A 23,162-nucleotide genomic window follows, 5' to 3' on the forward strand; every position below is an offset into this window, starting at 1 on the left:
CCGCCCGGCGCTCCCTAGCGTGGGGGCATGGATCCCGTCGCCGCCCGCCCGTCCGCCGACGCCGTGATCCTCACCGGCACGGTCGGCGCCGGCAAGACGACGACGCTGCACGCGCTCGGCGCGCTCCTCGCCGCGCGCGGGGTCCCGCACGCGCTGGTCGACGCGGACGCCGTGCGCCTCCTCCATCCGGCACCGGCCGACGACCCGTTCCAGCAGGAGGTCGAGCTCCGCAACCTCCGCGACCTGTCCCGCAACTACCGCGAGGCGGGCGCGCGGGTGGTGCTCGTGGCGGCCGTGATCGAACGGGCGGCCGACCTGCCGCGCTACGCCGAGGCGCTCGGCTCCCGCGCGCCGCTCCTCGTGCGGCTCTCCGCGGATCCGGCCGCCGTCCTGTCCCGCCTCGACGCCCGCCACGCGGACGACGCCGCCGCGCTCGCGTGGCACCGCGCCCGCGCGCCGGAGCTGGCCGGGATCATCGACGCGGCCGGTCTCGCCGGCCTGTCCGTCGACACCGCGTCCCGCACCCCCGCCGAGGTCGCGGCGCTCGTCGCCGACCGCGCCGGCTGGTGAGCCCGGGCCCTAGGGTCGAAGGGTGACCGACGACCTCCCCCTCGACTTCACCGCGCCGCTTTGGGCGTGGGAGGCGCGGCGCGAGCTCTGGACCTTCGTGTCGCTGCCGGTCGAGCTCACCCCGATGCTGCGGGAGCTCGGCGAGGCCGGCCGCCGCGGGTTCGGATCCGTGCCGGTGCGCGTCCGCGTCGGCACGACGACCTGGCGCACGTCCGTCTTCCCGCAGGGCGACGGCACGTGGGTGCTGCCCGTCAAGCGCGCGATCCGCGACGCCCACGGGCTCGAGGTCGGCGACGACGTGCACGTCGACCTCGAGCCCCTCCCGTGAGACTCACGCGCACACCACCTTTTCAAAGAGGAGCAACATATGCCTGAAGATGGACAGACCACACCTTCCGCGCCGTATTTACCTTATGACCCATCGCCAGACGCTTCGTTCAACTTCAATACTATTGAGATCTGGGAAAAAGAGCCACTCGAAGCTTTATACCACTACACAAGCGCCATGGGCGCGCTAGGCATCCTCAGCAGCAATTCCCTTAGAGCCACTTCGGTCGCCATGCTCAATGACACGGGAGAATTTAGCCACGGCGCAGCCTTCATAGCTTCTCGTTGGGAGCAGGTCAAAGACGACCCCGCCTTCAACGGATGGCAAGATGCCATGAGCGAGTTCTTGCTCTATATCGCCCAGACAACGGTAAGTGTCGGCAACTACTACGTCTGCTGTGCGTCCACCGAGAAAAATAGCCTATCTCAATTCCAGCTGTACGGATCATACGTCCTGCACCTAGACGCGGCGCCGTTCCTTCGCCCCAGACGAGTCGCCGAGGAGTCGCAAATAAAGCACACGAACAGGAGCGAGGTGAGCGATTTAGCGGCCCGTGAACAACTATTCCATTGGCGGCGAGTGCGCTACTCGCAACGTGACCAGACCCACCTCGCCGACATCACCATTCACCGCATTTACAATGTCCTGGAGATGTTTAAGGGGTCGGCCGACGCAGAAGTGGACTTCGCATCATTGCAGCCGACGCCCTTGTCGATGGCACGAGATGCCTATGCGGAGGGTGCGTGCTTCATGAAACATGAGTCTTTCAAGGATGAAAACGAAGCCCGGTACGTTGTCGAGCTCGAGATAACGGATCCGGCAGTGCACATTCGGGACGGTCGATATGGACTTACTCCGTATGTGGAACTCGTTGCCGATTGCGACGCAAACGATGCCAACCACAAGCCGACTGCCATGCTGACAGGCGCCGGATTAGGACCTGGTAACCAAGTTAATGATAGGCGTGCGGCTCGGTTTGGGCTAAAGGCCGTCATCACGCGGTCAGACCTGGACTTTGAAGTCGAAGATGTTGATTACCCGCTCCGATAGCAAATCCTTGGCCTGGAGAGCCCCCGTATAGACGAATGTCGCGGATAAGCTCGGCGACCCAAGTGGCCACCTGTGGTCACGGCGGGTAAGACCGTTGGCGGCCCGGCCTTGGCGAGGCTTACGCGGCGCCAGGGCCGGCCCGGACGGGTCAGCCGCCGACGGGCGGCGTGTACAGCTGCAGGTCGTTGCCCTCGCTGTCCTGGAACGGCAGGATCCGGCCCCAGTCGTGGTCGCTGATCTCGCCCGTGATCTCGGCGCCGCGGGACTTGATCCGCTCCAGCTCGTCCTCGATGGATCCCTCGGGCGTGAACGAGATGACCGCTCCGCCGCCCTTCGAGCCGCCCGCCTCCTCGCGCGCGTTCAGCCCGATCATCAGGCCGTCCGCGTCGATCTCGCTCCAGTCCGCGTCCTCGCTCGTCACCGTGAGACCGAGCGTGTCGCGGTAGAACGCCACCGCGCGCGTCATGTCCTGCACGGGCAGCCAGACCGTCGCCACCGAATCGACCATGGGGTTCCTCCTCGTCTCGAGGCCGGTCGGTCGACCGGCTCTCCCCTCCGGTCTACTCCCGCGACGGCGCGACCTCGGCCGGGTGGAGCGGATCCTCGGGAGCGAGATGGTTGACAACAGTCCACCACCGACATATGGTTGCGGGTAGTCAACTATCCGGAGGAATATGTCCCAGCACCCCCCGGCCGCCGCCGCTCCGGCCAAGGCCCCCCGCCGCACCGTCTCCGCCGACGGATCCATGTCGAAGCGCCAGGTCCTCGAGTCCCTCTCGGGCCTCCTGCTCGGCATGTTCGTCTCGATCCTCGCCGGCACCGTCGTCTCCACCTCGCTGCCGATCATCATCAGCGACCTCAAGGGCGACCAGTCCGGCTACACCTGGGTCGTCACCGCGACGCTGCTCGCGACCACCGTGAGCACGCCGCTCTGGGGCAAGTTCGCCGACCTCTTCAATCGCAAGCTGCTCATCCAGCTCGCCCTCGGCACGTTCGTGCTGGGATCCGCGCTCGCCGGCTTCTCGCAGAACACCGAGACGCTCATCGCCTTCCGCGTGCTCCAGGGCCTCGGCGCCGGCGGCCTCGCGGCGCTGAGCCAGATCATCATGGCCGACATCATCAGCCCGCGTGACCGCGGTCGCTACGCCGGCCTCTTCGGCGCCGTCATGGCCGTCGGCACCGTCGGCGGCCCGCTCCTCGGCGGCGTCGTGACCGACGCGTTCGGCTGGCGCTGGAACTTCTTCATCGCGCTGCCGATCGCCATCATCGCGATCATCCTGCTGCAGGTCACCCTCCACCTGCCCGCGCACCCGAAGCGCAAGGTGCACGTCGACTACCTCGGTGCCGTCTTCATCGCGAGCGGCGTCTCGCTCCTGCTCATCTGGGTCTCGCAGGCCGGCAAGCAGTTCGAGTGGGCCTCGGGCACCTCGTACCTCATGGCGGGCGGCGCGGTCGTGCTGCTGATCGCCGCGGTGATCACCGAGCTCAAGGTCGCCGAGCCGATCATCCCGCTCACCATGTTCCGCAACCGCACCTTCACGCTCTCGGTCGTCGCGAGCCTCGCGGTCGGCATCTCGCTGTTCGGCACCTCGGTGTTCCTCGCGCAGTACATGCAGCTGTCGCGCGGCGCCACGCCCACCCAGTCGGGCCTGCTCACGATCCCGCTCATGGCCGGACTGCTCATCTCCTCGACCGTGTTCGGCAGCCTGATCAGCCGTCACGGCAAGTGGAAGACGATCATGATCTCGGGCGCCGTCCTCATCGTCGCCGGCACGGGCCTGCTGTCCACGCTCCGCTACGACACCGACTTCGTGCTCGTCGGGATCTACATGTTCGTGCTCGGCGCGGGCCTCGGAATGCTCATGCAGAACCTCGTCCTCGTCGTGCAGAACGCCATCGAGGTCAAGAACCTCGGCGTCGCCACCAGCGCGGTCACGTTCTTCCGCAGCCTCGGCGGCACCGTCGGCGTCTCGGTGCTGGGCTCGATCCTCGGCACGATCATCGCGTCGGAGATCACCGCGGGGATCATGAAGCTGGCCCCCGCCGACCAGGCCGTCGCCGCGCAGGCGCTCGGCTCCGGCGTGATCCCGCAGGTCAACTCGCTCACCCCCGCGGTGCGCACCGTGGTCGAGAGCGCCTACGGCGTGGGCATCGGCGACGTGTTCCTCTACAGCGTGCCGCTCGCGATCGTGTCGCTCGTGGCCGTGATCTTCCTGCCCAACGCGCAGCTCGGCAGCAAGAACGCCGTGCAGCTGAAGAGCGACAAGGCCGCCACGGCCGACGCGCGCGAGGTGCACCGCACCGACGCCGAGGACGCGCTCATCGGCGCCTCGGCCGGGGCCGTCGCCCTCACGCCCGCCGGCGAGGCGAACCCGACCGGATCCATCCGCCTCCCCGAGGCCGAGGACGCCGGGGTCGACTCCCGCCGATGACGGACGACGACCGCTCCACCGGGGGCGACGCCGCGGGTGACCCTGCCGGTGTCGCCCCCGGGATCGCCGACGGCGTCGCCGCGGGCATCGCCGAGGTGGAGGAGCAGATGACCGCCCTCGCCGCCAGGATCCGGGCGACGACCCGGGAGGCCGCCGCGGCGATCCACCCGGAGCTCCCGCCCATCGGCTACAAGATGCTCCGCGTGATCCGCCGCTGCGGCAGCGCCCACGCGAGCGCCGTCGCCGACCAGCTCGGGGTGGACCGCAGCGTCGTCAGCCGCCAGCTCCGCCAGCTCCAGGAGCTGGGGCTGGTGGAGGTGCGGACCGACGCGCAGGACGGCCGGGTGCGCGTCGTCGCGCTCACGGCCGCGGGCCGCGACGGGATCGACGCCGACGACGCGCAGGGCAGCCGCCTCGTCCGCGTGCTCGGCCGGTGGGAGCGCGCCGACCTCGAGGCGTTCGCCGGCTACCTCGCGCGGCTCAACGTGGCGGCGGAGACCGATGCCGGGCCCGCGACGGGTGCGGCCGGCTGCGAGGCGGATCCCACGGGCGCCGCCGCCTCCGAGGCGCCGCGCGCACCCGTGCACGCGGCCTGAGGCCGAGCGGGGCGACCGCTCAGACGATCACGACGCGCCGTCGGACGGGGACGAGATCCCCGACCGGCGGCGCGTCGTCGCGTCCGCGGGAGGAGCGGATGCGACGGGCGCTGCTGCAAGCCCCGGCGTGCCGCCGATCGCCGCGTGCAGGGCCTCCAACGCCGGCAGCGCGCGGGCGATGTCGTGGCGCTCGGCCGCCGTGAGTCGGCGGAGGGCGCCCACGAGCACGCCCTCGGCCGAGCGGTCGAAGGTGCGGAGCAGGTCCCGCGCCCGATCGGTGAGCCCCACCTCGCTGCTGCGGCCGTCGCCCTCCACGAGGCGCCGGTCGACGAGCCCGTCGCGCTCCATGGCGAGGACGAGGTTGCTGACGGTGGAGCGCGCGAGTCCGAGCGAGCGGCCGAGACCCGTGGGCGTGGCCCAGCCGATGGACTCGAGCCGGCGGAGGACCTCGACCTGCGCATCGGGGAGGTCGGGCAGGTCGGCCGCGCTCCGCGACGCGTTCATCAGGCGGCGGCGGAACGGCCCGAGCTCCGAGCCCAGGCGCCGGGCGACGGCCCGCAGCTCCTGGTCGGACGCGTCGGCGGGCATGCACCGAGGATACCCAGGAAACTGCGCTTGTGACAAACGCATATCGGTGTCAGGCTCTCCGCATGACAACGATCACCACGAGCGTCGAGCACCCCGTGCCCGCTCAGGACCTCAGCCCCCTCGTCGGACACCGCCTCATCTACACGTACGCCAACGGCTGGCAGTACGAAATGTACGTGAAGAACGCCACGACCATCGACTACCGCATCCACTCGGGCATGGTCGGCGGCCGCTGGGTCAAGGACCAGACGGTCGACCTGGTCGCCCTGGCCGAGGGCGTCTTCAAGGTCTCGTGGAACGAGCCCACCGGCACGAGCGTCGTCGTGAACATCGTCCCGGCGGCCCGCGTGCTGCACGGCACGATCTTCTTCCCGCGCTGGGTGGAGGAGGACGGATCCAAGACCGTGCTCTTCCAGAACGACCACCTCGACCAGATGCGCGCCTACCGCGACGAGGGCCCCACGTACCCCATCTACGTCGTGCCGGAGTTCGCGCACATCACCCTGTACGAGTTCGTGGGCGCCGACGACGAGACCGTCGTCGATACCGCCCCCGCCGACCTCCCGGCCGGGTTCGCCGACCGCCGCAACTGATGGGCGCGGCCCCGGCGCCGCGCGTCGCCCCGCTCGCGCTCGACCACGGCGGGCGCACCATCCGCGGCTGGGAGCACGGGACCGTGCGCCCCGGCGCACCCGCCGCGCTCCTCGTGCACGGGTTCAGCGACTCGGGCACCGGCGGCCACGGCCTGTGGGTCGCCGTCGCCCGGGCCCTGGCCGCCTCGGGCACGGCGGCGCGCGCGTACGACCGGCTCGGGCACGGCGTGAGCGACGGCGACTTCGCCGACGTGCGCCTGCTCGACGAGGTCGACCAGGTGTCCGCGATGATCCGCACCCTCGCGCGGGAAGCGGACGGGCCCGTCCACGTGGTCGCCCACAGCCTCGGCGGCGTCGAGTCGGCGCTGGCCGCGGCCCGCGCGCCGGAGCTCGTGGCGAGCCTCACCCTGTGGTCGCCGGCCGGCGTGGTCGTCGACGACATCACGGCGAACGACCGCGTGATGAGCGTGCCGCTGGCGGCGGCCCGGGATCGCGGCGTCGTCGACGTCGCCGGCATGGGCCTCGGCCTCGGGTTCCCGGACGAGGTGCTCGCGGGCGTGGACGTCTACGGGCCGGTCGCGGCGTACGCCGGCCCCGCCGAGGTGCTGCACGGCACGGCCGACGAGGTCGTGCCGGTCGCCTACGGCGCCAGGTACGGCGAGCTCCTTCCGGGCGCGACCTTCACGGCCGTGGAGGGCGCGGATCACGGCTGGTCGTCGGTGGACCTCCGCCGGATGCTGATCGAGCGGCTGCTCGCGCACGTGGCGCGCGCGTCCGGCTCCGCGTCGGCCTAGCCCGACCGGCGCGCGGCGGGGAGGATGGGGGCGTGCTCGCACCCCTCGTCCTCCCCGTCCCGCTTCCGGCGCGCGTCGATGGCGTGGTCCTCCGCCGCGCGACGTCCGCCGACCTCGATCCGTTGACGGCCCTGCTCGCGGACGATCCCGTGAGCGCCTCGCGCGGCGACCGCGCGGATCCGGCCGACACGGGCCTCTACCGCGACGCGCTCGTGCGGATCCTCGCCGATCCCGCCAACGACCTGCTCGTCTCCACAGACGCGGTCGGCGCCCTCGTCGGCACGCTCCAGCTCACCCTGATCCCCGGCATGGCCCGCCGCGGCAGCTCCCGCCTCCAGGTCGAAGCCGTCCGCGTGCGGAGCGACATGCGCTCCTCCGGCATCGGCGGCGCGATGATGCGCTGGGTCGCGGACGCCGCCGCGCCCGCCCTCGACGCGTCCCTCGTCCAGCTGACGAGCGACGCCGCCCGCGTCGACGCGCACCGCTTCTACGAGCGGCTCGGCTACGCGCGCTCGCACGTGGGCTTCAAGCTGCGGGTCCCGCCGGCCGGCTGATCGCCTCAGTCCTCGACGCGCACGCGGAAGTGCCGCGCGAAGACCGGGCCGAGCGCCATGAGCTGATTCGAGTCGAGCACGGCGCCGCGGAGGCCGTCGGGGGTGTCGAGGTCGTGGATCTCGGCGCCGCGGAGATCCAGGTGCGTGAGGCTCGAGTCGGCCAGGTCGAGCGTGCCGATGGTGGTGCGCGCGAAGGCGACGCGCATGCCGGACGTGCCGCGGAGGTCCAGCTCCTCGATGGCGCAGTCGGTGATGAGCAGGTCGGTGATCTTCGAGCCGCGCAGGTTCACGAACCCGAGGCGGCAGTCGACGATGTGCATGGAGGAGAGGGACGCGTCGTAGAGCTCGGCGGATCCGACCCGCGAGCCCTCGAGACGCACGTCGCGCACCCGGATCCGGGGCGCCTTCAGCACGGGCGCGTCGAGGCGGGACGCGAGCACGTCGACGAGGCTCGCGGCCGTGAGGTCGGCCTCGTGCAGGCGGATCCGCTCCAGCGCGCACTCCTCGAACCCGATGTCGACGAGGTCGGCGTCCGAGAGGTCGGCGTCGGCGAAGCGCAGCCGCTCGAAGGACGCGTGCGCGTCGAGGTCGGACGGGTCGCCGTCGGCGAGGCCGTCGAGCCGCGGGTCGCTGATCCGGGGCGGGAGGATGCGGGTCGATGCGGCCATGCGGAGCCTCCGGGCGGGTCGGTGCGGGTGCGGTCGCCGTCGGCCGGCGGTCCTCACCACGGTACGGGAGACCCCCGCGTCTGCCCCTTGACGCGATTTCCCCACTCGCAGGATCATGGCGCATGGCCGCTGTCGAGCACTTCGAGATCCCCGCCGACGACATGGCGCGCGCGAGCGCGTTCTACTCCGCCGTCTTCGGCTTCCGCTACGAGCCGTGGGGGGAGGACGCGGGCATGATCCTCACCGGCTCGGACGACGGGATCAACGGCGACCTCCACCGGCGCGCGGACGTGCCGCACCCCACCATCGTCGTCACGGTCGACTCCATCGAGGAGACGGTCGCGCAGGTCGAGGCGCACGGCGGATCCGCGATGGGCGGCATCCAGATGCTCAACGACACCGACCGCTGGGCCTACGTGCGCGACAGCGAGGGCAACGCCATCGGTCTGTTCGACCACGGGCCCGGAGCCGACTAGTCCACGATCGGGGCCGCCGCCGCCTCGGCCTTGCCGCTGGCCGCGACCACGGCGAGCGCACGCGTGAGCACCTGGAGGTCCTCGACCGTCTCCACGTCGGTGACCTTGCCCCACCTCACGGTCATGAACTGGAAGAGGGTGTTGCGGTAGACCTCGCCGTTCGGGAGCGGGCCCTGGATGCCGGCGCGCACCGCGACGCGCGTGCGCCAGGGGCCACCGCGGACGATGACCTCGTGGATGGTGAACCGCGCTCCCGGCAGCAGCCGGTGCACCCGCTCCCACCAGCGGATCATCGCATCGCGCGACGTCCGCCGACCGCCGAGCGCGTGGTCGCCGTGGAATAGGTAGGTGAAGCGCTCCCCCAGCCCGTCGACCATCTGCATGTGGTCGCCGGCGTTCAACCGGTCGAACACCGAGCGGACACGGGCCTCGACGATGCGCGCGTGGATCATGGTGCCGTCCTCATCACGTCCGCGAGCCCCTACGCGTTGTCGTCGCCCGTGTCGATCGCCGTCTGCCGGTTCGGGTCCGCGAACGGCAGCCCCTCCGCGCCCGACACGTCGGCCATGTCCTCGCCGAACTGGCGCGTGTGCACCCGGTGCGCGATCCGCTCGTCGTCCATCCGCTGCGACAGTGCCGCGTAGGTGGTCTCGAGGTGCGGCACGCGGCGGATCACGTCCATGACGAGCCGGAACCGGTCGAGGTCGTTGAGCATCAGCATGTCGAACGGGGTGGTCGTGCCGCCCTGCTCGACGAAGCCGCGCACGTGGAAGTTCTCGTGCCCGTTGCGCTTGTAGGTGAGGCGGTGGATCAGCGACGGGTAGCCGTGGAACGCGAAGACCACGGGCTTGTCGCGCGTGAAGAGCGCGTCGAAGGATCCGTCGTCGAGGCCGTGCGGGTGCTGCGTCGCGTCCTGCAGCCGCATCAGGTCGACCACGTTGATGAAGCGCACGCGCAGCTGCGGGATCTCCTCCTTGAGGATCTGCACCGCCGCCATCGCCTCGACGGTGGGGATGTCGCCCGCGCACGCGACGACCACGTCGGGCTCGAGACCCGGCACCTCGGTGCCCGCCCACTCCCACACGCCCACGCCGCGCGCCCCGTGCGCCCGCGCCTCCTCGAGCGACAGCAGGCTCGCGGTCGGCTGCTTGCCCGCGATGACCACGTTGATGAGGTCGGTGCCGCGGAGGCAGTGGTCCATGGTCACGAGCAGCGAGTTCGCGTCGAACGGCAGGTACACGCGCACGATCTCGGCCCGCTTGTTCACGACGTGGTCGAGGAAGCCGGGGTCCTGGTGCGAGAAGCCGTTGTGGTCCTGCCGCCACACGTGCGAGGAGAGGAGGTACGTGAACGACGCGACCGGGCGCCGCCACTCCACCTTCGAGCTCGACTCGAGCCACTTCGCGTACTGGTTGAACATCGAGTCGACCACGTGGATGAACGCCTCGTACGACGTGAAGAGCCCGTGCCGGCCGGTGAGCAGGTACGCCTCGAGCAGCCCCTGCGTGAGGTTCTCGTTGAGGATCTCGATGACCCGGCCCTCGTGCGCCAGGTGCTCGTCGACCGGCGTCACCTCGCCCTGCCAGGCCTTGGCCGTCACCTCGTAGACGTCGTCGAGGCGGTTGCTGGCGGTCTCGTCGGGGCCGAAGATCCGGAAGTCGAGCGGGTTGCGGGCGATCACGTCGCGCAGCCAGCCGCCGAGCACGCGCGTCGGCTCGGCGATGACGCCGCGGCCGTCGCTGAGGTCGACCGCGTTCACCTCGAGCGGCGGCAGCGTCAGGTCGCGGCGCAGGAGGCCGCCGTTCGCGTTCGGGTTGGCGCTCATCCGCCGGGCGCCCTCGGGCCGGTTCGGCTGGAGCGCGGGCGTCGGCCGGCCGTCGCGGTCGAACAGCTCGTGCGGGCGGTAGCTCTCGAGCCACTCCTGCAGCTGACGGAGGTGGTCGTCGTCGTCGCGGACGCCGGAGAGCGGCACCTGGTGCGCGCGCCACGTGCCCTCGACCTGCTTGCCGTCGACCTCGCGCGGTCCCGTCCAGCCCTTCGGCGTGCGGAGGATCAGCATGGGCCAGGCCGGGCGCTCCTCGCTGCCGCCGGTGCGAGCGGCCAGCTGGATCCGGCTGATCTCGTCGAGCGCGTCGGCCAGCGCGAGCGCGAACCGCTCGTGCACGGCGAAGTGGTCCTCGCCGTCGAAGCCGCCCGAGACGATCCGCGGCGAGTAGCCGTAGCCCGTGAACAGGGCGAGCAGCTCCTCCTCGGGGATGCGCGCGAGCACGGTCGGGTTCGCGATCTTCCAGCCGTTGAGGTTGAGGATCGGCAGCACGGCGCCGTCCGACTCGGGGTTGAGGAACTTGTTCAGGTGCCAGCTGGAGGCGAGGGTCGCGGTCTCCGCCTCGCCGTCGCCGATGACGCACGAGACGACCAGGTCGGGGTTGTCGAGCGCCGCGCCGTACGCGTGCACGAGCGAGTAGCCGAGCTCGCCGCCCTCGTTGATGGATCCGGGCGTCTCCGGCGCCGCGTGCGACGGGACGCCGCCCGGGAACGAGAACTGGCGGAAGAGGTGCCGCATCCCGTCGCGGTCGGGCGTCGCCGCCGAGAACAGCTCCGAGTAGGTGCCGTCGAGGTAGGCGTTCGCGACCATGCCGGGGCCGCCGTGGCCGGGGCCGGCGATGTAGATCATGTCGAGGTCGCGCTCGATGATGACCCGGTTGAGGTGCGCGTAGACGAAGTTCAGCAGCGGCGTCGTGCCCCAGTGCCCGAGGAGGCGCGGCTTGATGTCGTCGCGCGTGAGCGGGCGCTCGAGCAGCGGGTCGTCCAGCAGGTAGATCTGCCCGACGGAGAGGTAGTTGGCGGCGCGCCACCAGCCGTCGACGACGTCGAGGTAGAGGGGCGCTGCGGGGTCTCGGGGTGCGGTGTCGGAGGCCATGAGTCAGCCTACGGCGGGGGCTCCGCGGCTGACCCGGGTGGACCGGATCCGATCAGGAGGCTCGCAGGGGCGGGCGGCGATTCTCCCCAGCCCCGGGCACCGCGTGGTCGCTGAGGAGGACCGGCCCGCGCGCCGCCCGTGACCCCCTACGGTCTCCACGATCCGACCGGGATGGACCGCGCGGACGACCGAGATGCCCGGAGGCACCGTGACCCCCCTGCTCCCCCGACGCCGCACCCGCTCCACCGCCCTCACCAGCGCCTTCGTCCTGGCGTTCGCCTGCGCCGCGGCGCTGGCCGGACCCGTCACCGCCCACGCGGACGACGCCGGCGGGGTGGACGAGATCACCGTCCCACGCAACGACGTCTCCGGCTTCGGCGGCGGCACGATCTTCGCCCCGAAGGTGCCCGCCGGCACGAAGCTCGGCGCCGTCATCGTCACCCCCGGCTACAGCGACACCCAGGCCGACATGCGCTGGTACGGCACCGACCTCGCCGCCGCCGGCTTCGTCGTGTTCACCATCGACACGAACGGCACGCAGGATCCGCCGCAGGCCCGGGCCGACGAGATGCTCGCGGCCTCCGACTACCTCACCGGGTCGAGCGCCGCGGCCGGCGAGGTCGACCCCGACCGCGTCGCGGAGCTCGGCTACTCCATGGCCGGCGGCGGCGTGCTGGCGGCGGCCGAGGCGCGGCACACGCTGAAGGCCGTGATCGCCCTGATGCCGTTCGACGTGCGCGTCGACTACCGAGCGGTCACCACGCCGTCGCTCATCATCACCGGCCAGTCCGACCACGTGGCCTTCCCGTTCCTCATGGGCAAGCGCATGTACCGGTCCCTCCCCGGGTCCACGCCGCGGCAGTACCTCGAGCTCCGGGGAGCCGGTCACGGCGCGGGCGAGCGGATCCCGAACGACACCATCCGCTCGACCGTCACGACGTTCCTCGACCGCTACCTGAACGACGACGAGTCGGCCGCCGCGCGCATCTGCCCGGCGCCCGCGGCCACCGGGCCGATCAGCGCGTCGCTGAGCTACTGCGGCTGACGCACGTCTGACGCACGGCGGCGTCGACGCGGTCATCCGTCCGCGTCGGCGCCGTCCGGGGTCAGCGCACGCAGACCGAGTCGGCCGAGAGGCTGAGGCCATCGGCGGTGCCGCGGATGCTCGCCGACGCGACCTGGTCGCCCCGCCCGTCGCCTGCGGTCCAGTAGTCGCGGCCCATCGCCCGACCCGTCGGCAGGAACCCCGCGTCCGTCCACGACCGGGTGATCGCGTCGAACGGGACCTGCGGGTCGTCCACCGCGGTGAAGATCGGGATGAGCACGCTGCCGGTGGCCTGGGTCGCCGCGGAGCCGTCCGCGCACGTCGTGGCATCCGTGGTCACCTCGGCGGGCACGCCGGTGGTCGCGGCGGCGGCCTCGAGGAAGGCGCGCACCGCGGCCTCCTGGTCGGCGACGTCCACGAGGACGGGAGGCGGCGCGGGCGACGGCGGATCGGCCGGGGATGCGGGCGCGGGCAGCTCCGGGAGGTCGCCGGGCGGGGGTGAGCCGAGCGGGAGGCCGAGCCATCCCTCTCGGTCGGCGGCCGCGGCGGCCTCGGGACCCGACGGGTAGGGGGCTCGGACGACGAAGGCCGTCCGCGGCGCGGCGCCCGCGTCCGCCGGATCGTCGGGTGTCGCGGCGATGACCGCGGCCACGCCGGCGGGATCCTCGGCCTCGGCCGCGATCGTCCCGCGCTCCTGCGCCGACCCGAGCGAGACGTGCAGGTACGAGATGTCCGGCCGCGCCTCGAGGAGGTCGACCAGGCCGAGGACGGCGGGAGCGGGTGCGGTGGCCGAGACGTCGACGCTCGTCGTGCCGCGCTGGACGCTCATCGTGCTGGCGCCCAGGGCCGGCCGGAGGAGGTCCGCCTCCGCCGCGAACGTCGCGCCTTCCCGGAGCTCGACGGAGCGTCCACCGCCCCCGAGGCGCACCGCCGCGACACCCGGGATCCGCCGCCACCGCTCCCCGAGGTCCACGACGGTCGGATCCAGCGGGTCGAGCGTCACGGACGCCGTCCCGTCCCCCGCGGGGAGCTCGAGCGCCAGGTCGAGCTCCGCCTGCGTGACCCCGTCGCCCAGGGCGTCCCGCACGTCCGCGGCGACGGTCGCATCGGAGGTGCCGGCGGTGGCGCGCACCTGCGCGGTCCACCCCTCCACGGCGAACCCGGGGCCCCTCGGGCTCAGTCCCGTCGTCACCTCCGCGATCCCGTCGACCGCCGCGAGCCGCACCCGCAGCGCCTCCACGGACGACACCGCGACCTCGGGCGGCGACGGGTAGAGCCACGAGCACCCCCGCTCAGCAGGGTGGCGAGGATCGCGACCGCCGCGAGGGCCGATGCCGCTCGCCATCGTGCCCGGATCCCCATCACCTCACCGTAGGGAGGGCGGTCGGGCGGCGGCGTCCCTCGGAGGGATCACCGGCATGGCCCGAGCGGATGGCGTGCTGACCGGGTCACGCGCGGATGGGCCGCGCACGACGACGGCGCCGCCCCCAGCAAGGAGACGGCGCCGCAGCGTGGAGCGGGTGACGCGGATCAGGCCTTCGCGGTCGGCCCGTAGAACGCCTCGATGTCGGCGAGCTCGCGCTCCGCCGTCTCCTGCACGAGGGCCAGCAGGTCCTTGTCGAGACCCGGCGCGAACTCCTCGAGACGCTCCGGCGCGATGAAGGAGGGGAAGCCCTCGGGCGCCTGCTCCGTCGCGGTGAGATCGGTGCCGTCGTTCGAGGGCGACGCGCCCTGGAAGATCCGGCCGGCCTCGCTCTTGCCGTCGAGGTCGAAGCTGTACTGCTTGCTCTGGAGGCCGAGGTCCACGAGCTTCTTCACCTCGGGGAACTGCTCGGCGTTGGTCTTCGGGATCGGCAGGAGCTTGCCCCAGTCGACGCCGAGCGTCTCGAGCGCCTTCGCGTACGCGTTCTCGTGCGCCTGGTCGCGGACGATGAGGTACGCGATGGTGGCGCGGGCGACGGGGTTGTCGGTCATCTCGTAGATGCGGCACTTCTGCAGGCGGCCGGTCGACTCGAGCATGACGTTGTAGAGGAGGTCGAGCGGGAGGTTGCCCGAGTTGTAGACGTAGCTGCCGCTCCACGGGTTGCCGGCCGAGTCGACGGGCAGCGCGCCCTGGGCGCCCACGAGGTAGTGGTGGATGTTGCTGGTGTCGAGCGCGATGTTGAGGGGCGTCTTGCCGCCCTTGCCCGGGGTGTCCAGCGGGTCGGTGAGCTTGCCGGTGTACTCGGGCGAGCCGTCGAGCAGGCGGGAGATGGTGGTGCCGATGAGCTCGACGTGGCTGATCTCCTCGGTGCCGACGCCCTGGATCAGGTCGCGGTACGGCTTCGCCGACGCCCCGCGGAAGTTCATCGCCTGGAAGAGGTACTGCATCATCGTGCGCATCTCGCCGAACTGGCCGCCGAGGCCCTCCTGCAGCGCGTTCGCGGCGGCGGGGTCGGGCTCGCCGTCGGCGATCTCGTTGATCCAGGTCTGTGCGTGGAAGTACATAGGTGCTCCTATTTCTCCGTGCAGCGAAACCGCCGCTCCTCCACCCTGCTCCGCACGCCGACGAGCGTCCGGGAGCACGGAGGGGGTTGCCAGGGAAGGGTCGATCGCATACGGCGGGGGCCGGCCGGGGTCGCGCCCGGGCTCGCGCGGATCCGCCCCGGTAGGGTGTGCGCAGCCATGGGAGATCCGACCAGCCCGCGTCCCGGCGGGCGCGACGTCCGTCGCCGTCTCGGACGATGCCGGATGGAGTGCGGGTGAGCGTCAGGAGCGGCGGCGAGCGGCTCGGCCTCCGCGAGGTCGCGGAGCGGGCGGGCGTCTCGCACATGACCGTGTCGCGCGTGCTCAACGGGCACCCGCAGGTCAAGGAGTCGACCCGGCAGCGCGTGCTCGAGGTCGTCGCCGAGCTCGACTTCCGGCCAAACAGCGCGGCCCGGCAGCTCGTCACGCAGCAGGCGCTCCGCATCGGCGTGCTCATCGAGAGCGCCGTGGAGTTCGGGCCGTCGAGCATCCTGCGGGCCATCGAGCGGTCGGCGCGCGACGGCGGCTACTCGGTCGCGTCGTTCGCGCTGCGCGACGACGAGGACGCGACGCCCGAGGAGGCCGTGCGGCACCTCACCGGGCAGGGGATCGACGCGCTGTGCGTGGTGGCGCCGCGCTCGTCGTCGGTCGCCGTGCTCCGCACCATCACCACCGGGCTGCCGACGCTCGTGGTGAAGGCCGAGAAGGATCCGGCGTTCCTCACGGTCTCGGTCGACCAGTCCGCGGGCACGCGCCTCGCGGTCGACCACCTCGCGAGCCTCGGCCACCGCGACGTGCTGCACGTCTCCGGCCCGCTCGACTGGCTCGACGCGCGCGCCCGCGAGCGCGCCTTCCACGCGCGCACCCGGGCGTGGGGCATGCGCGAACGGCCCATCGTGATCGGCGACTGGTCGAGCGACTTCGGCTACGACTTCGCGAAGGGGCTCACGGCGGTGCCCGAGTACACGGCCGTGTTCGTCGCGAACGACGAGATGGCGCTCGGCGTCATCCACGGGCTGCACGACCGCGGGATCCGCGTTCCGCACGACCTCAGCGTCGTCGGCTTCGACGACCTGCCCGTCTCGCGCCACTTCCTCCCGCCGCTCACCACGGTGCGGCAGGACTTCCCCGCGCTCGGCTCGCTCGTGGTCGACGTGCTCATCGCGGCGATCGAGGGCCGCGAGATCCCGCAGGCGAGCCGCCTGCCTGCCGAGCTCGTGGTGCGCGCCTCGAGCGCCGCCGCCCGCCGCGTCGACTGAATCCCGCACCCGGGGGATCCGGCGCCGCCGCCCCTCGCCGGGCCGCGCACCGGCCGCTACAGTCGAGCACGTCGGGCACCGCCCGGCTCGCGGCCGCCACGGCCCGGAACCCGAGGAGCACCAGGTGCGTCACGCACGGGGATCGACGACGATCCGCCCGACCGGCCCGACCGCCGCTCCCGCGCGCGCCCCGGCCGCCGACTCCGCCCCGACCGTGCGGATGCGGGGCATCACCGTCGCGTTCCCGAACGGCGTCGCGCTCGACGGCGTGGACCTCGACCTGCACCCCGGCGAGGTGCACGCGCTCCTCGGCGAGAACGGCGCCGGCAAGTCGACGCTCATCAAGGCGCTGCTCGGCGTGCACCGCATCGAGGCGGGCGAGATCCTCGTCGACGGCGAGCCCGTGCGGCTCGGCGGGCCGGCGGACGCGCGCGCCCTCGGGATCCAGGCCGCGTTCCAGGAGTCGCACCTGGTCGAGAACCTCAGCGTCGGCGAGAACGTGATGCTCGGCCACGAGGTGCGCGGCCGCCTCGGCATCTCCTGGCGCGCCACCCACGCGCGCGCCGCCGCCATGCTCGCGGAGCTCGGCCTCGCGGAGCTGGACCCCCGCGACCGCCTCGCCGACCTCTCCCCCGCGAGCCGCCAGCTCGTCTCCATCGCCCGCGCCATGGTCGACCGGCCGCGCGTGCTGGTGCTCGACGAGCCCACCTCCAGCCTCGACGCCGACGACGTGGCGCGGCTCTTCCGGGTGATCCGCGGCTTGCGCGACCAGGGCGTCGCGATCCTGTTCGTCTCCCACTTCCTCGAGCAGGTGCTGGCCCTCAGCGACCGGATGACCGTCCTCCGCGGCGGCGTGAAGGAGGGCGACCACCTGCCCCACGAGCTCGACCGCGCCGAGCTCGTCGCGCGCATGATCGGCCGGGACGTGGCGCACCTCAAGCGCATCGGGTCGGAGCGGCGGGCGCACCGGGTGGATCCGGTCGGGCCGCCGCTCTACCGCGCCGCCGGCGTCGGCCGCCGCGGGATGCTGCGCCCGGTGGACCTCGAGCTGCACCCGGGCGAGGTGGTGGGCATCGCCGGGCTCCGCGGATCCGGCCGCACCGAGCTCGCCCGCCTGCTCGCGGGCGCCGACCGGTCCGACGGCGGCGTGGTGACGCTCGGCGGACGCGACGTGGTGATCGACCGGCCAGCCGACGCGCTGCGGAACCGCGTCGCGCTCTCCGCGGAGGACCGCGGCGCCGAGGGACTCATCGGCGAGCTGAGCGTGCGGGAGAACATCGTGCTCGCGCTGCAGGCGCTGCGCGGCTGGGCGCATCCGCTGTCGCGGGCGGAGCGCGAGGACCTCGTGGAGCGGCACATCGAGCACTTCCGCATCACGCCGGTGGATCCCGCGACGCCCGCGGGGCGGCTCTCCGGCGGCAACCAGCAGAAGGTGCTGCTCGCGCGCTGGCTCGCGATCCGGCCGCGCGTGCTGATCCTCGACGAGCCGACGCGCGGCGTCGACATCCGGGCGAAGGTCGACATCCAGACGCACATCGCGCAGCTCGCGCTCGAGGGCGTCGCCGTCGTGTTCATCTCCAGCGCGTTCGACGAGCTGGTGCGCGTGAGCGACCGGATCGTGGTGCTGAAGGACCGGGAGAAGATCGGCGAGCTGAGCAACGGCCCGGGCGTCACGGTCGACACCATCGTCGAGCTCATCGCAGCACCCGCCGACGAGGACGACGAGGCCGCCTTCCCGCTGCCGGACCTGCCGCTGCCGGAGCTGCCGCAGCCGGAGCTGCCGCAGCCGTAGCGGCCCTCTGGTCGACGCGATCCTTGTGCCGCCGCGACTGTTACCGGTAACATCCCGAGCACGCGGCAGCACCCCGCGCACCGCAGCACGACCCGGTCCCCGAGGACCGGCCTGGGACGGAGCCGTCCCGACATCTCAAGGAGGAGATACATGTCCACGAAGAGGCGCATCGCCACCATCGCCGCGGCCGGGGTCATCGCCCTCGGCCTCACGGCCTGCAACAGCAACTCCGGCACCGGATCCACGGCGGGCGGCGCCGCGGACAGCGGCGGCGAGACGGCCACCGTCGGCTTCGTCGCGGTCGGCCCCGAGGGCGCGTGGCGCCAGGCCAACGAGAAGGACATCCAGGACACCTTCACGAAGGAGGCCGGGTTCGACCTCAAGTACGCGCCCGCCACCAACAACGACCAGAAGTCGCAGATCGACGCGTTCACGTCGTTCGTCGACGAGGGCGTCGACGTGATCCTGCTCTCGGCCACCGAGGGCTCCGGCTGGGAGGACTCGCTCGAGCGCGCCAAGGAGGCCGAGATCCCCGTGGTCCTCATCGACCGCGGCATCGAGCCCGACGACGACTCGCTCTACGCGACCCGCATCGCGCCCGACAACATCGCCGTGAGCGAGTCGGTCGCGAACTGGGCCAAGACCGCGCTGCCCGACGGCGGCAAGTACTTCACGCTCGAGGGCCCCGCGGGCGTCTCCGTCGTCAACGAGCGCAACGAGGGCTGGAACGACGTCATCGGCGCCGAGGGATCCTTCCAGAAGGTCGGCGCGCAGACGGCGAACTGGTCGACCGAGGAGGCCAAGAGCGTCTTCGAGACCGTGCTCAAGTCGAACGGGAACGACGTGCAGATGGTCTTCGCGCAGAACGACGAGATGGGCCTCGGCGCCGTCCAGGCGGTCGAGGAGGCGGGCCTCACGCCCGGCGAGGACGTGAAGATCGCGACGATCGACGGCACCAAGGGCGCGCTCCAGGCCCTGGCCGACGGCAAGCTCAGCTACGTCGCCGAGTACAACCCGCTGTTCGGCGCCACGGCGCTCGAGGCCGTGCAGAAGCTGCTCGACGGCGGCAGCGTCGAGTCGTCGATCGTCGTCCCGTCGGACACCTTCGACTCGCCCGAGAAGGCCGCCACCGCGCTGCCCGACCGGAAGTTCTGACCCGCCCGCACGGACACCCGCGGCGGGGCGGACCATCCGCCCCGCCGCACCACCCGCCCGGCAGCGCTGCCGGCGGAGGAACGGAGCACGCGCCATGCAGGCATCCAGCCCGATCGTCGAGATGCAGGGCATCACCATCTCCTTCCCCGGCGTCAAGGCGCTCGACGGGGTGGACCTCCGCCTGTTCCCCGGCGAGGTCCACACGCTCATGGGCGAGAACGGCGCCGGGAAGTCGACGCTCATCAAGGCGCTCACGGGCGTCTACGGGATCGACTCCGGCCGCGTCGTCGTCGACGGCGCCGAGCGCCGCCTCTCCGGCACCGCCGACGCGCAGGCCGCCGGGATCTCCACGGTCTACCAGGAGGTCAACCTCTGCGGGAACCTCACGATCGGCGAGAACGTCATGCTCGGCCACGAGCGCCGCGGGCGATTCGGCATCGACTGGAAGGGCACGCACGCCGCCGCCTCCGAGGTGCTGGCGCGCGTGGGGCTCGGCCACCTGGATCCGCGCACCCCGCTCTCCTCGCTGAGCCTCGCGCTGCAGCAGCTCGTCGCCATCAGCCGGGCGACCGTCATCGACGCCAAGGTGCTGATCCTCGACGAGCCGACCTCCAGCCTCGACGCCGACGAGGTCGAGGGCCTCTTCCGCGTGATGCGGCGCCTCCGCGACGAGGGCGTCGCCATCCTCTTCGTCTCCCACTTCCTCGACCAGGTCTTCGCGATCAGCGACCGGCTCACCGTGCTGCGGAACGGGAAGCGCGTGAGCGAGCATCTGACGCGCGACATCGATCGCGCCGGCCTCATCGCGGAGATGATCGGCAAGGACCTGCAGAGCCTCCGCTCGCTCGACCGCGAGCGCGCCTCCCGGCAGGTCGCCGACGGCGAGCCCGTCTACCGGGCCACCGGGATCGGCCGGAAGGGCTCGCTCGACGCGACCGACGTGGAGCTCCGCCGCGGCGAGGTCGTCGGCCTCGCCGGGCTCCTCGGCTCCGGCCGCACCGAGCTCGCGCGCCTCCTCTACGGCGTCGACCGGCCCGACACCGGATCCGTGACCATGGACGGCGCACCCGTCGCCATCTCCTCCCCCGCCAAGGCGCTCAAGCACCGCATCGCGTTCTCGAGCGAGAACCGGCGCGACGAGGGGATCATCCGCGACCTCAGCGTGCGGGAGAACCTCGTGCTCGCCGTGCAGGCGAAGCGCGGCTGGGCACGTCCCCTGCCGCGCAAGGAGAAGGACCGGATCGTCGCCAAGTACCTCACCGAGCTCAACGTGCGGCCCGCGGATCCCGACCGGCCCATCCGCAACCTGTCCGGCGGCAACCAGCAGAAGGTGCTGCTCGGGCGGTGGCTCGCGACCGAGCCGGAGCTGCTGATCCTCGACGAGCCGACCCGCGGGATCGACGTGGGCGCCAAGGCCGAGATCCAGGAGCAGGTCGCGGCCCTCGCCGACACGGGCGTGGCCGTCGTGTTCATCTCCTCGGAGCTGGAGGAGGTCGTGCGGCTCAGCGACCGGATCCTCGTGCTCAAGGACCACCGCAAGATCGCCGAGCTCGAGGCCGGGCCCGACGTGACGGCCCAGTCGATCGTCGCCGCCATCGCGGAGGAGGGCGCCTCCGACATCGCGCTCGAGACCGTGCCCGACACCGCGCCCGAGGAGGCCGCACGATGAGCGACACGACCACCGCGAGCCGGCGCCCGAGCGCGCGCGGCCTCGCCGACGTGCTGCACCGGCCCTGGTTCTGGGGCACGGTCGCGATCGTCCTGCTCCTCGCGATCAACGTCGCCAAGGATCCCGGCTACCTCGCCCTCTCGGTGAACCCCGACACCGGGAACCTCGTGGGCAACCTCGTCGACATCCTCCGCGCCGCGGCGCCCGTGCTCATGATCGCCGTGGGCATGTGCCTCGTGGTCGCCACGGGCGGCATCGACCTGAGCGTCGGCTCGATCATGGTGGTCGCCGGCGCCGTCTCGATGGAGTTCCTGAAGGCGGCCGGATCCGACTCGCTGGGCGTCGCGCTCGGCGCCATGGGCCTCGCGCTCCTCATCGCCGGGATCCTCGGCGCGGTCAACGGCATGCTCGTCTCCGTAGTGGGGCTGCAGCCCTTCATCAGCACGCTCGTGATCATGCTGGCCGGCCGCGGACTCGCGAAGGTCATCACGGCGGGCCAGAACACGGCCGCCTCGAACGAGCCGTTCCGCTGGGTCGCGAACGGGTACCTCGTGGGGCTGCCGGTGGTGTTCCTGCTGGCCGTGCTGATCACCGTCGCCGTGGCCGTGCTCGTGCGGCGCAGCGCCCTCGGGCTCATGATCGAGGCGATCGGCATGGACCCGCAGGCCGCGCGCCTCGCGGGCCTCGACCGCCGGGCACTCCTGTTCACGGCGTACATCGCGAGCGGCCTGCTGGCGGGCGTCGCGGGGATCTTCGCGACCGCCAGCGTCATGACGGTCGACGTCTCGCGCACCGGCTACCAGCTGGAGCTCGACGCGATCCTCGCGGTCGTCATCGGCGGCACCTCGCTCGCGGGCGGCAAGTTCCACCTGCTCGGGGCCGCCGTCGGCGCGCTCCTCATCGCGACCCTCGACAAGACGGTCGTGTTCCTCGGAATCTCGTCGTCGGCCACGCCCGCCTTCAAGGCGTTCGTGATCGTGGCGATCGTGCTCCTGCAGTCCCGGCGCGTCCGCGCGCTCTTCACGAGGCGTCGCCCCGCGGCGCCCGCCGCCGTGCCGACCGAGAAGGAGGCCGTGCCCGCATGAGCGCCACGACGATCCAGCCGCCCCTGACCCCGACGCCCGCGCCGGGCCCGGGCACCGCGCCCCGGCCGCCGCGCCGCCGCATGCGCCTCCGCCTCGACTCGCTGCCGACGGTCGCCGCCCTGGTGATCCTGCTCGGCATGCTGGCCTACGGCGAGATCGCGTACGGCCGGATCCTGCAGGCCAACACGCTGTCGAACCTGCTCATCAACAACGCGCACGTCATCGTGCTCGCGGTGGGCCTCACGTTCGTGATCCTCACGGGCGGCATCGACCTGTCCGTCGGCGCCATCGTCGCCGTCAGCAGCGTCGCCGGCGTGCTGCTCGCGAACGCGGGGTGGGATCCGTGGGTGGTGATGGTGCTGATGATCCTCATCGGCACGGCCTCCGGGGTGGTCTCCGGGGTGCTGATCCAGTTCTTCGACGTGCAGCCGTTCATCGCGACGCTCGCGATGATGTTCCTCGGCCGCGGCCTCGCCTCCATCCTCAGCACCGTGCCCGAGCGCCTCGACGACGAGTCGCCGCTGCGCTCGCTCGCCACCAACATGAAGGTGGTCGACGGCCCGAAGGTGAACGACGTCGTGACGACGCCGGGCGTGCTCATCGCGCTCGTGGTCGTGGCGGTCGCGTTCTTCGTGCTGCACCGCACGCGCCTCGGCCGCACCGTATACGCGACGGGCGGATCCGAGCAGTCGGCCGCGCTCATGGGCCTGCCCGTGCGCCGCACGAAGCTCGCCGTCTACGTGATCAGCGGCACGCTCGCCGGCCTCGCCTCGGTGATCTACACGGCCCGCCTCGGCAGCGCGCAGAACATCACCGGCATCGGCTGGGAGCTCGACGCGATCGCCGCGACCGTGATCGGCGGCACCCTCCTCACGGGCGGCGTCGGCTTCGTGCTCGGCTCGGTCGTGGGCGCCCTCGTGCTGGGCCTGATGAACGTGCTCATCACGCGCGACGGCGGGATCCCGCCCGAGGCGACCACCATCATCACGGGCGGGATCCTGCTGGTCTTCGTGCTGCTGCAGCGCGCGGTGATGGCGAGGCGGCGGCGGACGTAGGCGCTTTACTGGCTTCGGTGCGCTTCAT

The 23,162-nt window shown here is 72.0% G+C and carries 23 protein-coding genes; 16 read left to right on the forward strand and 7 right to left on the reverse strand.

Annotation, left to right across the window (positions count from 1 at the left end; all coding sequences use genetic code 11):
• Positions 1–27 precede the first annotated feature (27 nt).
• The 3 genes from ACMT9T_RS08180 to ACMT9T_RS08190 are packed head-to-tail and all read left to right on the forward strand — an operon-like array spanning position 28 to position 1,948.
• Positions 28–570: an adenylyl-sulfate kinase gene (locus tag ACMT9T_RS08180; RefSeq protein WP_414745071.1), complete on the forward strand. Its 543-nt coding sequence runs from the start codon at positions 28–30 to the stop codon at positions 568–570.
• 22 nt (positions 571–592) lie between these two features.
• Entirely contained in the window at positions 593–898 is a 306-nt protein-coding gene (locus tag ACMT9T_RS08185; RefSeq protein WP_414745072.1) for a DUF1905 domain-containing protein, read from the forward strand.
• Between the two features lie 39 nt (positions 899–937).
• Positions 938–1,948 carry a hypothetical protein gene (locus tag ACMT9T_RS08190; protein WP_414745073.1) on the forward strand — a complete coding sequence of 337 codons (1,011 nt, stop codon included), beginning with the start codon at positions 938–940 and terminating at the stop codon, positions 1,946–1,948.
• A 148-nt stretch (positions 1,949–2,096) separates the two neighbouring features.
• Here ACMT9T_RS08190 and ACMT9T_RS08195 read toward each other — a convergent pair whose 3' ends face one another.
• A complete protein-coding gene (locus ACMT9T_RS08195; RefSeq protein ID WP_414745074.1) occupies positions 2,097–2,456 on the reverse strand; it encodes a VOC family protein in 360 nt (119 codons plus the stop codon).
• Positions 2,457–2,622: 166 nt separating this feature from the next.
• Here ACMT9T_RS08195 and ACMT9T_RS08200 point away from each other — a divergent pair, with 166 nt between their 5' ends.
• Positions 2,623–4,380 (forward strand): MDR family MFS transporter, encoded by a 1,758-nt coding sequence (locus ACMT9T_RS08200; protein WP_414745075.1) that lies wholly within the window; start codon positions 2,623–2,625, stop codon positions 4,378–4,380.
• Positions 4,377–4,976, forward strand: coding sequence for a MarR family winged helix-turn-helix transcriptional regulator (locus tag ACMT9T_RS08205; RefSeq protein WP_414745076.1), 600 nt, complete (start codon positions 4,377–4,379; stop codon positions 4,974–4,976). The genes ACMT9T_RS08200 and ACMT9T_RS08205 overlap by 4 nt, the downstream gene beginning before the upstream one ends.
• A 27-nt stretch (positions 4,977–5,003) precedes the next feature.
• On the opposite strand, the gene ACMT9T_RS08210 is transcribed toward ACMT9T_RS08205, so the two are convergent.
• Entirely contained in the window at positions 5,004–5,564 is a 561-nt protein-coding gene (locus tag ACMT9T_RS08210) for a MarR family winged helix-turn-helix transcriptional regulator (protein ID WP_414745077.1), read from the reverse strand.
• 62 nt (positions 5,565–5,626) lie between these two features.
• Here ACMT9T_RS08210 and ACMT9T_RS08215 point away from each other — a divergent pair, with 62 nt between their 5' ends.
• From ACMT9T_RS08215 to ACMT9T_RS08225, 3 genes are read left to right on the forward strand one after another with little or no spacing between them, the layout of a single operon-like run.
• Positions 5,627–6,157 (forward strand): phenolic acid decarboxylase, encoded by a 531-nt coding sequence (locus tag ACMT9T_RS08215; protein WP_414745078.1) that lies wholly within the window; start codon positions 5,627–5,629, stop codon positions 6,155–6,157.
• On the forward strand, positions 6,157–6,951 hold the full coding sequence (locus tag ACMT9T_RS08220; protein WP_414745079.1) for an alpha/beta hydrolase: 795 nt from the start codon (positions 6,157–6,159) through the stop codon (positions 6,949–6,951). Before ACMT9T_RS08215 ends, ACMT9T_RS08220 begins: the two co-directional genes overlap by 1 nt.
• Positions 6,952–6,983: 32 nt before the next feature.
• Entirely contained in the window at positions 6,984–7,505 is a 522-nt protein-coding gene (locus ACMT9T_RS08225; RefSeq protein ID WP_414745080.1) for a GNAT family N-acetyltransferase, read from the forward strand.
• A 5-nt stretch (positions 7,506–7,510) separates the two neighbouring features.
• On the opposite strand, the gene ACMT9T_RS08230 is transcribed toward ACMT9T_RS08225, so the two are convergent.
• Positions 7,511–8,173: a pentapeptide repeat-containing protein gene (locus ACMT9T_RS08230; RefSeq protein WP_414745081.1), complete on the reverse strand. Its 663-nt coding sequence runs from the start codon at positions 8,171–8,173 to the stop codon at positions 7,511–7,513.
• Between the two features lie 122 nt (positions 8,174–8,295).
• On the opposite strand from ACMT9T_RS08230, the gene ACMT9T_RS08235 reads away from it, so the two are divergent.
• The gene (locus ACMT9T_RS08235; protein WP_414745082.1) at positions 8,296–8,649 is read left to right on the forward strand and encodes a VOC family protein; all 354 of its coding nucleotides are present in this window, start codon (positions 8,296–8,298) and stop codon (positions 8,647–8,649) included.
• On the opposite strand, the gene ACMT9T_RS08240 is transcribed toward ACMT9T_RS08235, so the two are convergent.
• Entirely contained in the window at positions 8,646–9,101 is a 456-nt protein-coding gene (locus ACMT9T_RS08240; RefSeq protein WP_414745083.1) for a nuclear transport factor 2 family protein, read from the reverse strand. The genes ACMT9T_RS08235 and ACMT9T_RS08240 overlap by 4 nt on opposite strands.
• Positions 9,102–9,130: 29 nt before the next feature.
• Positions 9,131–11,569 carry a phosphoketolase family protein gene (locus ACMT9T_RS08245; RefSeq protein ID WP_414745084.1) on the reverse strand — a complete coding sequence of 813 codons (2,439 nt, stop codon included), beginning with the start codon at positions 11,567–11,569 and terminating at the stop codon, positions 9,131–9,133.
• Positions 11,570–11,777: 208 nt separating this feature from the next.
• Here ACMT9T_RS08245 and ACMT9T_RS08250 point away from each other — a divergent pair, with 208 nt between their 5' ends.
• Positions 11,778–12,614, forward strand: a complete 837-nt coding sequence (locus ACMT9T_RS08250; RefSeq protein WP_414745085.1) for an alpha/beta hydrolase — start codon at positions 11,778–11,780, stop codon at positions 12,612–12,614.
• 61 nt (positions 12,615–12,675) lie between these two features.
• On the opposite strand, the gene ACMT9T_RS08255 is transcribed toward ACMT9T_RS08250, so the two are convergent.
• Positions 12,676–13,863 (reverse strand): hypothetical protein, encoded by a 1,188-nt coding sequence (locus ACMT9T_RS08255; protein WP_414745086.1) that lies wholly within the window; start codon positions 13,861–13,863, stop codon positions 12,676–12,678.
• A 281-nt stretch (positions 13,864–14,144) separates the two neighbouring features.
• Positions 14,145–15,101, reverse strand: a complete 957-nt coding sequence (locus ACMT9T_RS08260) for a manganese catalase family protein (RefSeq protein WP_414745087.1) — start codon at positions 15,099–15,101, stop codon at positions 14,145–14,147.
• Between the two features lie 254 nt (positions 15,102–15,355).
• Here ACMT9T_RS08260 and ACMT9T_RS08265 point away from each other — a divergent pair, with 254 nt between their 5' ends.
• From ACMT9T_RS08265 to ACMT9T_RS08290, 6 genes are all read left to right on the forward strand, one after another.
• A complete protein-coding gene (locus ACMT9T_RS08265; RefSeq protein WP_414745088.1) occupies positions 15,356–16,378 on the forward strand; it encodes a LacI family DNA-binding transcriptional regulator in 1,023 nt (340 codons plus the stop codon).
• 124 nt (positions 16,379–16,502) lie between these two features.
• The gene (locus ACMT9T_RS08270; protein ID WP_414745089.1) at positions 16,503–18,170 is read left to right on the forward strand and encodes a sugar ABC transporter ATP-binding protein; all 1,668 of its coding nucleotides are present in this window, start codon (positions 16,503–16,505) and stop codon (positions 18,168–18,170) included.
• Between the two features lie 150 nt (positions 18,171–18,320).
• Positions 18,321–19,325, forward strand: a complete 1,005-nt coding sequence (locus ACMT9T_RS08275) for an ABC transporter substrate-binding protein (RefSeq protein ID WP_414745090.1) — start codon at positions 18,321–18,323, stop codon at positions 19,323–19,325.
• Positions 19,326–19,419: 94 nt separating this feature from the next.
• Complete coding sequence (locus tag ACMT9T_RS08280; RefSeq protein WP_414745091.1) at positions 19,420–20,994, forward strand: sugar ABC transporter ATP-binding protein; 1,575 nt, start codon at positions 19,420–19,422, stop codon at positions 20,992–20,994.
• Positions 20,991–22,079 carry an ABC transporter permease gene (locus ACMT9T_RS08285; RefSeq protein WP_414745092.1) on the forward strand — a complete coding sequence of 363 codons (1,089 nt, stop codon included), beginning with the start codon at positions 20,991–20,993 and terminating at the stop codon, positions 22,077–22,079. Before ACMT9T_RS08280 ends, ACMT9T_RS08285 begins: the two co-directional genes overlap by 4 nt.
• Positions 22,076–23,134 (forward strand): ABC transporter permease, encoded by a 1,059-nt coding sequence (locus tag ACMT9T_RS08290; RefSeq protein WP_414745093.1) that lies wholly within the window; start codon positions 22,076–22,078, stop codon positions 23,132–23,134. The genes ACMT9T_RS08285 and ACMT9T_RS08290 overlap by 4 nt, the downstream gene beginning before the upstream one ends.
• Positions 23,135–23,162: the final 28 nt, after the last annotated feature.

Source organism: Clavibacter vidaverae (assembly GCF_047529985.1).
Taxonomy (GTDB): domain Bacteria; phylum Actinomycetota; class Actinomycetes; order Actinomycetales; family Microbacteriaceae; genus Clavibacter; species Clavibacter nebraskensis_A.

What these genes read in the sequence shown, in the direction of transcription:
- ACMT9T_RS08245 (WP_414745084.1), bottom strand. Translation starts at nt 11,569, where the DNA reads ATGGCCTCCGACACCGCACCCCGAGACCCCGCAGCGCCCCTCTACCTC.
- ACMT9T_RS08290 (WP_414745093.1), top strand. Translation starts at nt 22,076, where the DNA reads ATGAGCGCCACGACGATCCAGCCGCCCCTGACCCCGACGCCCGCGCCG.
- ACMT9T_RS08180 (WP_414745071.1), top strand. Translation starts at nt 28, where the DNA reads ATGGATCCCGTCGCCGCCCGCCCGTCCGCCGACGCCGTGATCCTCACC.
- ACMT9T_RS08280 (WP_414745091.1), top strand. Translation starts at nt 19,420, where the DNA reads ATGCAGGCATCCAGCCCGATCGTCGAGATGCAGGGCATCACCATCTCC.
- ACMT9T_RS08210 (WP_414745077.1), bottom strand. Translation starts at nt 5,564, where the DNA reads ATGCCCGCCGACGCGTCCGACCAGGAGCTGCGGGCCGTCGCCCGGCGC.
- ACMT9T_RS08260 (WP_414745087.1), bottom strand. Translation starts at nt 15,101, where the DNA reads ATGTACTTCCACGCACAGACCTGGATCAACGAGATCGCCGACGGCGAG.
- ACMT9T_RS08220 (WP_414745079.1), top strand. Translation starts at nt 6,157, where the DNA reads ATGGGCGCGGCCCCGGCGCCGCGCGTCGCCCCGCTCGCGCTCGACCAC.
- ACMT9T_RS08205 (WP_414745076.1), top strand. Translation starts at nt 4,377, where the DNA reads ATGACGGACGACGACCGCTCCACCGGGGGCGACGCCGCGGGTGACCCT.
- ACMT9T_RS08235 (WP_414745082.1), top strand. Translation starts at nt 8,296, where the DNA reads ATGGCCGCTGTCGAGCACTTCGAGATCCCCGCCGACGACATGGCGCGC.
- ACMT9T_RS08195 (WP_414745074.1), bottom strand. Translation starts at nt 2,456, where the DNA reads ATGGTCGATTCGGTGGCGACGGTCTGGCTGCCCGTGCAGGACATGACG.
- ACMT9T_RS08285 (WP_414745092.1), top strand. Translation starts at nt 20,991, where the DNA reads ATGAGCGACACGACCACCGCGAGCCGGCGCCCGAGCGCGCGCGGCCTC.
- ACMT9T_RS08200 (WP_414745075.1), top strand. Translation starts at nt 2,623, where the DNA reads ATGTCCCAGCACCCCCCGGCCGCCGCCGCTCCGGCCAAGGCCCCCCGC.
- ACMT9T_RS08190 (WP_414745073.1), top strand. Translation starts at nt 938, where the DNA reads ATGCCTGAAGATGGACAGACCACACCTTCCGCGCCGTATTTACCTTAT.
- ACMT9T_RS08230 (WP_414745081.1), bottom strand. Translation starts at nt 8,173, where the DNA reads ATGGCCGCATCGACCCGCATCCTCCCGCCCCGGATCAGCGACCCGCGG.
- ACMT9T_RS08215 (WP_414745078.1), top strand. Translation starts at nt 5,627, where the DNA reads ATGACAACGATCACCACGAGCGTCGAGCACCCCGTGCCCGCTCAGGAC.
- ACMT9T_RS08240 (WP_414745083.1), bottom strand. Translation starts at nt 9,101, where the DNA reads ATGATCCACGCGCGCATCGTCGAGGCCCGTGTCCGCTCGGTGTTCGAC.
- ACMT9T_RS08275 (WP_414745090.1), top strand. Translation starts at nt 18,321, where the DNA reads ATGTCCACGAAGAGGCGCATCGCCACCATCGCCGCGGCCGGGGTCATC.